We start from the raw sequence: 9012 nt of genomic DNA, 5'->3' as shown, positions 1-9012 counted from the left end.
GGCTGCACTGGTACAACTACCACCGACCCCACACCGGCATCCACGGCCACACCCCCGCCAGCCGCGCCACCAACCTCTCCGGACAACACACCTAGCCCTTCGGCACCCCGTCGCGGGCCGCCATCGCGGCGCCGACGATGCCCGCGTTGTTCTGCAGCTTCGCCGGGACGATCTCCGCGCGGATGCCGCTGATCAGCGGGAGGAACTTCTCCGGCTTGCGGCTGACGCCGCCGCCGAGGATGAAGAGGTCGGGGGAGAACAGCATCTCCACGTGGGCCAGGTACTTCTCCAGCCGGTGGGCCCAGTGCTCCCAGCTGAGGTCACCGTCCTCCTTGGCCTTGACGGAGGCGCGCGTCTCCGCGTCGTGGCCCTTGAGCTCCAGGTGGCCCAGCTCCGAGTTCGGGACCAGCCGGCCGTCCGTGAAGAGGGCGCTGCCGATGCCCGTGCCCAGGGTGAGCAGGATGACGGTGCCGCCGCGGCCGCGGCCGGCGCCGTACGTCATCTCCGCGACGCCCGCCGCGTCCGCGTCGTTCAGGACGGTGACGGGCAGGCCGCCCAGCTCGCGCGAGAGCAGGGCCGCGGCGTCCGTGCCGACCCAGGCCTCGTCGACGTTGGCCGCCGACCGGGTGACGCCACCGGTGACCACGCCGGGGAAGGTGACCCCGACCGGGCCCTTCCAGGAGAACGCGCCGATCACCTCGGCAACGCATCCGGCCACCTTCTCTGGGGTGGCCGGATGTGGTGTCAGTACCTTGTGGCGCTCCTGCGCCAGCTCGCCGCGGTCAAGGTCCACGGGAGCGCCCTTGATCCCGGAACCGCCGATGTCCACACCGAAGATCTGCATGGACTCACCGTACGAACGCGGGGCGCCGCAGGCTACTCGTCCGCGCCGCCGGCCACCAGTCCGGCCGCTTCCGCGCGCAGGTCGCGGCGCAGTTCCTTGGGCAGGGAGAAGACGATCGACTCCTCGGCCGTCTTGACGATCTCCACGTCCGCGTAGCCGCGCACCGTCAGCCACTCCAGGACCTCTTCGACGAGCACCTCGGGCACCGAGGCGCCCGAGGTCAGGCCGACCGTGGTGACGCCCTCCAGCCAGGCCTCGTCGATCTCGCTCGCGAAGTCGACCAGGTGGGCGGCGCGCGCGCCCGCGTCGAGGGCGACCTCGACGAGCCGGATGGAGTTCGAGGAGTTCTTCGAGCCGACCACGATGACCAGGTCGGAGTCGGCGCCCATGACCTTCACCGCGGCCTGCCGGTTCGAGGTGGCGTAGCAGATGTCGTCGCTCGGCGGCGAGACCAGCAGCGGGAACTTGGTCTTCAGGGCGTCGACCGTCTCCATGGTCTCGTCGACGGAGAGGGTGGTCTGGGAGAGCCAGACGACCTTCGACTCGTCGCGCACCTCGACGTTCGCCACGTCGTCCGGGCCGTCCACGATGGTGATGTGGTCCGGGGCCTCGCCGGAGGTGCCGATGACCTCCTCGTGGCCCTCGTGGCCGATGAGGAGGATGTCGAAGTCCTCGTTCGCGTACCGGATGGCTTCCTTGTGGACCTTGGTGACGAGCGGGCAGGTGGCGTCGATCGTCGCGAGCCGGCCCTTCGCCGCCTCCTCGTGCACCACCGGGGCCACGCCGTGCGCGGAGAACATCACGATCGAGCCGGGCGGGACCTCCTCGGTCCGCTCGACGAAGATCGCGCCCTTCTTCTCCAGCGTCTGGACGACGTACTTGTTGTGCACGATCTCGTGCCGGACGTAGACCGGCGCACCGTACTGCTCGAGGGCCTTCTCGACAGCGATCACGGCACGGTCCACGCCCGCGCAGTAGCCGCGCGGGGCGGCGAGCAGGACGCGGCGGGATGCGGGAGCGGGGGCGGGAGCAGTCATACGCTCCATCGTACGGGGGTCTCCAGCAGGCCGGACGTCCCCCGTTCGGCACAGACTTGGTCGAACATCCGTCCCGGCGACCCCGGCGATCCTTCGGAGGAACGATGGCATCCGCTACGGATTCCAGCACGGCCCCGCCCGGCACCCTGCGGCGGAGCCTCGGATTCCGGGATCTGGTCGTCTACGGACTGCTCTTCATCGCCCCCATGGCCCCGGTGGGGGTCTTCGGGACGCTCGACGCCACATCGCACGGCGCCGTCGCGCTCGTCTACCTCGTCGCGACCGTCGCGATGGCCTTCACCGCCTTCTCGTACGCGCAGATGGTGCGGGTGGCCCCGCGGGCCGGTTCGGTCTTCACCTACGCCCGCACGGCGCTCGGCGAGGGGCCGGGGCTGATCGCGGGCTGGATGGCGATGCTGGACTACCTGCTGATCCCGGCGGTCGCCTACCTCTTCTCCGGGATCGCGATGAACGCGCTGGTGCCGGAGGTGTCCCGGTGGGTGTGGACGGCGCTGGCGGTGGTGGTCACCACCGCGCTGAACCTGTGGGGCGTACGGGCCGCCGCGCGCGTGGGCTTCGCGGTGCTCGGCCTGGAGGTGGTCGTCCTGCTCGTCTTCCTGGTCTCGGCGGTGACCGTGCTGCTGCGGGACGGCGCCCGGCGCGGCTGGCTGTCCCCGCTGACCGGCGACGGCTCGCTGGGCTTCTCGACGGCCGCCGTCCTGGGCGCGGTGTCCGTCGCGGTCCTGTCGTACCTGGGCTTCGACGCCATCGCCTCCTTCGCCGAGGAGGTCACCGGGGGCTCGGCGAAGGTGGCCCGGGCGGTGCTGTTCTGCCTGGCGCTGACCGGGGTGCTGTTCCTCGCGCAGACCTACCTGGCGGCGCTGCTGACCCCGGTCTCCTCGGCGGAGCTGGCCGCCGACCCGGCCGCCCAGGGGCCGGCCTTCTACAACGCCGTCGAGACCTCGGTCGGGGGCTGGCTGCACGACCTGGTGGCGGTGAGCAAGGCCATCGGGGCGGCCTTCGCGGCCCTCGCCGGGCAGGCCGCGGCGGGGCGGCTGCTCTTCGCGATGGCCCGCGAGCGGCGGCTGCCGAGCGCCCTGGCGCGCACCTCGGGCGGCACGCCGCGGGCGGCGCTGCTGGTGGCGGCGACGGTGACGCTGGTGGCGGCGGTGTGGGCGGCCCGCCGCGACGACGGGCTCGACCACCTGGTCTCCGTCGTGGACATCGGGGCGCTGACGGCGTTCACGCTGCTGCACGCCTCGGTGGTGGCCTGGTTCGTGGTGCGCCGGATGGCGGGGCCGCCGCAGTGGTGGAAGCACCTGGTGGTGCCCGTGCTGGGCGCGGCGGTGACGGTCGCCGTGATCGTCGAGGCCTCCTGGACGGCGCAGCTGGTGGGGGCGGTGTGGCTGCTGGTGGGGTTGTGCGTGCTGGTGGCCCAGCGCGGCCGACGCGCGGGGATCCCGTCCGACGGGCCCGGTACCGGTGTCGGCCCCGGCGGTTAGCCTGCCTGCATGGGTCTGAATACGTCGGCTGATGCGCCGCTGCCGGTCGGTCAGGTGTCCCGGCTCATCGGGGGCTGGATCGACCGGCTGGGTCAGGTGTGGGTGGAGGGGCAGATCACGCAGCTGTCCCGGCGGCCGGGGGCGGGGGTGGTGTTCCTGACGCTGCGGGACCCGTCGCACGACATCTCCGTCAGCGTGACCTGCTTCCGGCAGGTCTACGAGGAGGTCGCGGACGCGGTGACGGAGGGCGCGCGGGTCGTCGTCCTGGCCAAGCCCGAGTGGTACGCCCCGCGCGGGCAGCTGTCCCTGCGGGTGACCGAGATCCGCCCGGTCGGCATCGGGGAGCTGCTGGCCCGGCTGGAGCGGCTGAAGCGGTCGCTGGCCTCCGAGGGACTGTTCGCGCTGGACCGCAAGAAACCGCTGCCGTTCCTGCCGCAGCTGATCGGACTGGTGGTGGGGCGGGCCTCGGCGGCCGAGCGGGACGTGCTGGAGAACGCCCGGCGGCGCTGGCCCGCGGTGCGCTTCGAGGTCCGCAACGTCGCCGTGCAGGGGGTGCACGCGGTGCCACAGGTGGTGCGGGCGGTGCAGGAGCTGGACGCCCGGCCGGACGTGGACGTGATCATCGTGGCGCGGGGCGGCGGCAGCGTGGAGGACCTGCTGCCCTTCTCCGACGAGGAGCTCGTACGGGCGGTCGCGGATGCCCGTACCCCCGTGGTCTCGGCGATCGGGCACGAGCCGGACTCCCCGCTGCTGGACCTGGTGGCGGACCTGCGGGCCTCCACGCCCACGGACGCGGCCAAGAAGGTCGTCCCGGACGTCGGGGAGGAGCTGGAGCGGGTGGACCAGCTCCGGGGCCGCGGGCTGCGGGCCCTGCGCGGGCTGCTCGACCGGGAGGAACGCGGGCTCGCGCACGCCCTGGCCCGGCCGGTCTTCGTGCATCCGCAGCGGATGGTGGAGACCCGGGAGGCCGAGCTGGAGGCGCTGCTGGGCCGCAGCCGGCGCACGCTGGGGCACCTGCTGGACCGGGCAGACTCCGAGCTGGAGCACACCCGGGCCCGGGTGGTGGCACTGTCCCCGGCGGCCACCCTGGAGCGCGGGTACGCGGTCCTCCAGCGGGCGGACGGGCACGTGGTGCGGGCCGCGGGGGAGGTCACGGCGGGGCAGGTGCTGCGGGCCAGGGTGGCGGCGGGCGAGTTCACCGTGGAGGTCGCCCGGACGGACGCCGCGCCGGACCGGGACCCCGCGCCCGGCCCGGCCCCGGACGCGGCGGCCGCCCCCTCTCCCGAGGCGCACTGACGCCGACACACTCCGGCAACAAATTCGTTGTACCGCACACATACGATGGGAACGGGAATGACTGAAACCGATACGGCGCTGGGGTACGAGCAGGCCCGCGACGAGCTCGTCGAGGTCGTCCGCAAGCTGGAGGCCGGCGGCACCTCCCTGGAGGAGTCCCTGGCCCTCTGGGAGCGCGGCGAGGAGCTGGCGACGGTCTGCCGGCACTGGCTGGAGGGCGCCCGCGCCCGGCTGGACTCGGCGCTGGCGGCCCGGGAGACGGCGGCCGCCGAGGGCGAGGGCGGGGCGGGCCGGGAGGGCCGCCAGGGGTGATCCACCTCACCGCACACCAAAGTAGTTGAAATTTCATCTACTTTCGTCGTACAGTCGGGACATCGCACGTCACCTCCGCACCGAAGAAGGCTTTCCGATGTCTCTCGTTCTCGACGCCGCCGCTCAGGACCTGCTGTTCCGCGAGGCCCGTACCGCCAACTCGTTCTCCGACGAGCCGGTCACCGAGGAGCAGGTCCAGGCGATCTACGACCTCGTGAAGTTCGGCCCCACCGCCTTCAACCAGACCCCGCTGCGCATCACGCTGGTCCGCTCCCCCGAGGCCCGCGAGCGCCTCGTGAAGCACATGGCCGAGGGCAACCAGGCCAAGACCGCGGCCGCGCCGCTGGTCGCGATCCTCTCCGCGGACAACGAGTTCCACGAGGAGCTCCCGCAGCTGCTCCCGCACTTCCCGCAGGCCAAGGACGCCTTCTTCGCCGAGCGCCCGGTCCGCGAGCAGTCCGCCCTGGTCAACGGCGCCCTCCAGGCCGCCTACTTCATCGTCGGCGTCCGCGCCGCCGGCCTGGCCGCCGGCCCGATGACCGGTCTGGACTTCGCCGGTGTCCAGAAGGAGTTCCTGGACGCCGACCACACCCCGCTGATGGTCGTCAACATCGGCAAGCCGGGCGAGAACGCCTGGTTCCCGCGCTCCCCGCGCCTGGACTTCGACCAGGTCGTCACGACCGTCTGAGTCCTCCCCGACGCGAAGAAGGCCGCCCGCCCCGGTTTCCCCGGGACGGGCGGCCTTCTCTCGTCTGCGGACCCCGCCCGTACGGTCCTACGGGGTCTGCGGGCCCTGCTTGAACTCCAGCGCGGCCGCCATCGCGGCGAGCTGGTCGAAGGAGGCGGTACCGGTCACCACGGTGACGTAGCCCTGCTCCTGGCGCACGAGGGCGTCGTACTTCTCGCCCTCCCAGCGCTCCCACGCCCGGTCCCCGACCTGCTGGGTCTGTCCGCTGGCCTTCGCCTTCTGCGTGACGCCCGTCAGGTACTTCACCGAGGTGTCGCTGGACTGCTCCACCGCCACGTACTGCTTCTCCGGGTCCTGGAAGCCCAGGTGCCAGGCGTTGGACGCCTTGCGCTCGTACGTCACGGAGGTCGCCCGCCACTCCTCGGACAGCCCCACCGGGGCCGCCACCGGGTACGGGGCCGCGCGCCGCGCCGTGATGGTCTCCACCCGGTAGTCGACCGTCCGCGTCGGGTCGGCCGTGTCGTCATGGGGGAGGAAGAGGTAGATCCCCGCCACGACGACGCCGATCACCGCCAGCGACCGGACCATGTCCCAGACCGTCTGCTTGCCTTTCATACCTGCCACGCCCCCATCGTCGCGCATCGCCGGGGGCGATCTCCGCCGGGGTCGCCCTCGCGGGCGCGCCGGGAGTGCCGCGGGGGACGGCGGGGTAGACGCGGGGTGTCCGCTCAGCAGACACGCTCGACCGATAATGCGCTCATACGTGACCCGCTCTGCTCAATATGTCGACGTACCGATAGAGTTCCAGCACCCTCACATCCCGGCCGTCGTCGTACAGAAAGGTGCGCTCCGATGACCGAGCACAACCTGCCGCCCCAGCTCGAAGTCTCTCCCGAAGCCCCCGACCGCAACCTCGCCCTGGAACTCGTCCGGGTCACCGAGGCCGCGGCCCTCGCCGCGGGCCGGTGGGTCGGCCGCGGCGACAAGATCGGCGCGGACGGCGCCGCGGTCAACGCGATGCGGACGCTGATCTCCACCGTCTCGATGAACGGCGTCGTCGTCATCGGCGAGGGGGAGAAGGACGAAGCCCCCATGCTCTTCAACGGCGAGCAGGTCGGCGACGGCACCGGTGCCGAGGTCGACATCGCCGTGGACCCGATCGACGGCACCACGCTCAACGCCAAGGGCATGCCCAACGCCATCGCCGTCCTGGCGGCCGCCGACCGCGGCACCATGTTCGACCCGTCCGCGGTCTTCTACATGGACAAGCTCGTCACCGGTCCCGAAGCCGCCGACTTCGTGGACATCAACGCCCCCGTTTCGGTCAACATCCGCCGGGTCGCCAAGGCCAAGGGCATGGCCGTCGAGGACGTCACGGTCGTCATCCTGGACCGCCCCCGCCACGAGGGCATCGTCAAGGAGATCCGGGAGACCGGCGCCCGGATCAAGTTCATCTCCGACGGCGATGTCGCGGGCTCGGTCATGGCGGTGCGCGAGGGCACCGGCGTGGACCTGCTCCTCGGCATCGGCGGTACCCCCGAGGGCATCATCTCGGCCTGCGCCATCAAGTGCCTCGGCGGCACGATCCAGGGCAAGCTGTGGCCGAAGGACGACGCCGAGCGCCAGCGCGCCCTCGACGCCGGCCACGACCTGGACCGGGTGCTGAGCACGCACGACCTGGTCTCCGGCGAGAACGTCTTCTTCGTCGCGACGGGCATCACCGACGGCGAACTGCTGCGCGGCGTCCACTACCGCGCGGAGACCGCGACCACGTCCTCGCTGGTCATGCGTTCGAAGTCCGGCACGATCCGGCAGATCGACTCCACCCACCGCCTCTCGAAGCTGCGCGCCTACAGCGCGATCGACTTCGACCGGGCGAAGTAGCGCCCGCAGGGGTACGGAGCGGGAACGGTCCGGCCACAGACGGCACGGCGAAGGGGCGGCCCCGGTGCGGGGGACCGCCCCTTCGTCCGTTCCACGTCTCAGCCCGCGGCGGCGACCGGGGGCGTGCCCGCACCCGGGAGCAGTTCGGCGGCGCGCCGACGCCGGCGGCCGAGCACGACCCGGCGCTCGGCGGCGGTCAGGCCGCCCCAGACCCCGTAGGGCTCGGGCTGCAGCAGCGCGTGCTCGCGGCAGGCGACCATCACGGGGCAGCGCGCACAGACCCGCTTCGCGGCCTCCTCGCGGGCGAGCCGGGCCGCGGTGGGCTCCTTGGACGGCGCGAAGAACAGGCCCGCCTCGTCCCTGCGGCACACCGCCTCCGCGTGCCATGGGCCGTCCTCTTCCCTGGCCGGCACCCGAGGCTTCGGCACGGCGGCCACCGGGCGCGTCTGAAGACTCTGGACGGCGGCTGCCTGCAGGGACTGATGCGGCGGATGCGGCACGGTCTACTCCTGACGACGTATACGCGAGCGAGAGACGATGCACCAGTCCCTACCCGCTGTACGTGCCCCTAAGCCCCGTGTGACGCCGCCGGGGGGAGGTTCGTCCGAAATACGCCGCAGGCACGGGACACCCGCGCACGGGCGCGCGGGACCGCGCGCGGACGGCCGCGCGGCTCAGCCGTCGAGTCGCTTGCGGAGCCGCTGCGCCAGGTCGACCAGGCGGGATCCGGGCTTGGGGTGGGCCTCGATGTTGCCCAGCAGGGCGAACCCGCGGACGATCACCACCGGCGCCTGCGGGTCGGCCGAGGCGCCCTCCCCGCGCACCTCGAAGTTACCGAGGACGCCGCTGCCGTAGCCGCGCAGGGTGACGTTCTCCGGCACCAGGACCTCGACGTTGCCGAGGACGGCGGTCACGTTGATCTCGGTGACCTGCTGTTCGAAGACGGCCTCGGTGAGGTCGATGGTGATGTCGCCGAAGACGGAGACCGCGCGGGTGCGGGCCCCCGGACGCCAGCGGCCCTTGCGGGCGGAGCTGCTGAACACGGCGACGACCGTCTCGACGGGGCCCTCGCCCGGGGCCGCCGGGGACGCCGGCCCGGCCGGGAAGGCCGGCCGCGGGGCGTCGCCGGCCGCGGCGGCGCCGGCCGGGAGGTCGCGCACGAGCACCTCCAGCTCCCCCACGGTCTTGAAGGCGTAGAGGGAGTCCAGCCGCTCGGAGTGCTCCTCCGCGGTCAGCCTGCCCTCCGCGAGGGCGTGCGCGAGGATGTCGGCGATCCGGTCCCGGTCGGCGTCGGAGGCGCGCAGCCCGGCGGGGGCGGGGGCCACGGGGGCAGGGGCGGCGGGGTGCTTTTCCAGGTCCACGGAGCCCAGCATAGCGAGACACGATAGATCGCGATACTCCCCCGGTGGGGGCCAGTGAGCCTTACCTCACAGACGAAGCGCCCGGGCG

General features: G+C 72.5%; 10 protein-coding genes. 5 read left to right on the top strand and 5 right to left on the bottom strand.

The annotated features are described in order from the left end of the window. Nucleotides 1-91 precede the first annotated feature (91 nt). Nucleotides 92-844 (bottom strand): polyphosphate--glucose phosphotransferase, encoded by a 753-nt coding sequence (gene ppgK / locus ACGFXC_RS35365; protein WP_393719016.1) that lies wholly within the window; start codon nt 842-844, stop codon nt 92-94. Nucleotides 845-876: 32 nt separating this feature from the next. Further along, on the bottom strand, nt 877-1890 hold the full coding sequence (locus ACGFXC_RS35360; protein ID WP_393719015.1) for a 4-hydroxy-3-methylbut-2-enyl diphosphate reductase: 1014 nt from the start codon (nt 1888-1890) through the stop codon (nt 877-879). Between the two features lie 95 nt (nt 1891-1985). Between ACGFXC_RS35360 and ACGFXC_RS35355 the strand changes: the two genes are divergently transcribed. The 4 genes from ACGFXC_RS35355 (at nt 1986) to ACGFXC_RS35340 (ending at nt 5679) form a co-directional block, all read left to right on the top strand. Beyond that, nucleotides 1986-3383 carry an APC family permease gene (locus tag ACGFXC_RS35355; RefSeq protein ID WP_393719014.1) on the top strand — a complete coding sequence of 466 codons (1398 nt, stop codon included), beginning with the start codon at nt 1986-1988 and terminating at the stop codon, nt 3381-3383. A gap of 9 nt (nt 3384-3392) precedes the next feature. After that, on the top strand, nt 3393-4679 hold the full coding sequence (gene xseA, locus ACGFXC_RS35350; RefSeq protein ID WP_393719013.1) for an exodeoxyribonuclease VII large subunit: 1287 nt from the start codon (nt 3393-3395) through the stop codon (nt 4677-4679). A 57-nt stretch (nt 4680-4736) separates the two neighbouring features. Then, nucleotides 4737-4991: an exodeoxyribonuclease VII small subunit gene (locus ACGFXC_RS35345; protein WP_393719012.1), complete on the top strand. Its 255-nt coding sequence runs from the start codon at nt 4737-4739 to the stop codon at nt 4989-4991. Nucleotides 4992-5088: 97 nt separating this feature from the next. After that, nucleotides 5089-5679 carry a malonic semialdehyde reductase gene (locus ACGFXC_RS35340; RefSeq protein ID WP_393719011.1) on the top strand — a complete coding sequence of 197 codons (591 nt, stop codon included), beginning with the start codon at nt 5089-5091 and terminating at the stop codon, nt 5677-5679. 87 nt (nt 5680-5766) lie between these two features. Here ACGFXC_RS35340 and ACGFXC_RS35335 read toward each other — a convergent pair whose 3' ends face one another. Next, nucleotides 5767-6294, bottom strand: coding sequence for a DUF4245 domain-containing protein (locus ACGFXC_RS35335; RefSeq protein ID WP_393719021.1), 528 nt, complete (start codon nt 6292-6294; stop codon nt 5767-5769). Nucleotides 6295-6531: 237 nt separating this feature from the next. On the opposite strand from ACGFXC_RS35335, the gene glpX reads away from it, so the two are divergent. Next, nucleotides 6532-7563 (top strand): class II fructose-bisphosphatase, encoded by a 1032-nt coding sequence (gene glpX / locus ACGFXC_RS35330; protein ID WP_351828550.1) that lies wholly within the window; start codon nt 6532-6534, stop codon nt 7561-7563. Between the two features lie 98 nt (nt 7564-7661). Here the strand turns inward: glpX and ACGFXC_RS35325 are convergent, their stop codons facing one another. Next, nucleotides 7662-8063, bottom strand: coding sequence for a WhiB family transcriptional regulator (locus ACGFXC_RS35325; RefSeq protein WP_385324103.1), 402 nt, complete (start codon nt 8061-8063; stop codon nt 7662-7664). A gap of 174 nt (nt 8064-8237) precedes the next feature. Continuing rightward, a complete protein-coding gene (locus ACGFXC_RS35320) occupies nt 8238-8924 on the bottom strand; it encodes a DUF1707 domain-containing protein (protein ID WP_393719010.1) in 687 nt (228 codons plus the stop codon). Nucleotides 8925-9012 lie beyond the last annotated feature (88 nt).

It is taken from the genome of Streptomyces sp. NPDC048507 (assembly GCF_043199995.1).
Taxonomy (GTDB): Bacteria; Actinomycetota; Actinomycetes; order Streptomycetales; family Streptomycetaceae; genus Streptomyces.
The sequence above is the reverse complement of the archived record's forward strand: the minus strand, read 5'-3'. Positions and strand labels throughout refer to the sequence as shown.

Coding starts and splice junctions, on each gene's coding strand:
- ppgK (WP_393719016.1), bottom strand. CDS start 844: ATGCAGATCTTCGGTGTGGACATCGGCGGTTCCGGGATCAAGGGCGCT.
- ACGFXC_RS35360 (WP_393719015.1), bottom strand. CDS start 1,890: ATGGAGCGTATGACTGCTCCCGCCCCCGCTCCCGCATCCCGCCGCGTC.
- ACGFXC_RS35355 (WP_393719014.1), top strand. CDS start 1,986: ATGGCATCCGCTACGGATTCCAGCACGGCCCCGCCCGGCACCCTGCGG.
- xseA (WP_393719013.1), top strand. CDS start 3,393: ATGGGTCTGAATACGTCGGCTGATGCGCCGCTGCCGGTCGGTCAGGTG.
- ACGFXC_RS35345 (WP_393719012.1), top strand. CDS start 4,737: ATGACTGAAACCGATACGGCGCTGGGGTACGAGCAGGCCCGCGACGAG.
- ACGFXC_RS35340 (WP_393719011.1), top strand. CDS start 5,089: ATGTCTCTCGTTCTCGACGCCGCCGCTCAGGACCTGCTGTTCCGCGAG.
- ACGFXC_RS35335 (WP_393719021.1), bottom strand. CDS start 6,294: ATGAAAGGCAAGCAGACGGTCTGGGACATGGTCCGGTCGCTGGCGGTG.
- glpX (WP_351828550.1), top strand. CDS start 6,532: ATGACCGAGCACAACCTGCCGCCCCAGCTCGAAGTCTCTCCCGAAGCC.